At 45.9% G+C, this 575-nt stretch carries 2 tRNA genes and 1 rRNA gene; all 3 read right to left on the bottom strand.

What is annotated here, in order from left to right:
* Window positions 1–113: 113 nt before the first annotated feature.
* Window positions 114–189 (bottom strand) — tRNA-Ala (locus L5M71_RS23050).
* Between the two features lie 138 nt (window positions 190–327).
* Window positions 328–404 (bottom strand) — tRNA-Ile (locus tag L5M71_RS23045).
* A gap of 70 nt (window positions 405–474) precedes the next feature.
* Window positions 475–575 (bottom strand): 16S ribosomal RNA (locus L5M71_RS23040); the annotation flags it as partial.

Genomic DNA, 575 nt, shown 5'->3' with positions numbered 1-575 from the left:
GTTAAAGAGCGGGCTTAAAAAAGCCAAAGATAATTTTTAAGTTTATCTTTGGCATCTCTATCCATAGTGCATATGCCTTATTACTTTGCAATAAAGTCAGAATAAGGTGTAAATGGTGGAGCTATGCGGGATCGAACCGCAGACCTCCTGCGTGCAAGGCAGGCGCTCTCCCAGCTGAGCTATAGCCCCATTTACATGCAGTGCGAGTAAGTAAGATGTTCCAAACCTCTAAAAGGATTGGTTTGCCAAATCGAGTTATCCGCGGCAAATTAACGCGACGTTTAGTTCACTAAACGAGTGTTAATTTAACAAAGGAGAACGAAGATTTGGTGGGTCAGAGTGGACTTGAACCACCGACCTCACCCTTATCAGGGGTGCGCTCTAACCAGCTGAGCTACAGACCCATCTTTTACTCTTTCTTCTATCAAGCAAATCTGTGTGAACACTCAACAAACATTAAGTTAGTCGTATAGGTAAGGAGGTGATCCAGCCCCAGGTTCCCCTAGGGCTACCTTGTTACGACTTCACCCCAGTCATGAACCACAAAGTGGTGAGCGCCCCCCCGAAGGTTAAGC

The organism is Shewanella sp. SW1, assembly GCF_025653545.1.
In the GTDB taxonomy this organism is placed as follows: Bacteria; Pseudomonadota; Gammaproteobacteria; order Enterobacterales; family Shewanellaceae; genus Shewanella; species Shewanella oncorhynchi.
The sequence above is the reverse complement of the archived record's forward strand: the minus strand, read 5'-3'. Positions and strand labels throughout refer to the sequence as shown.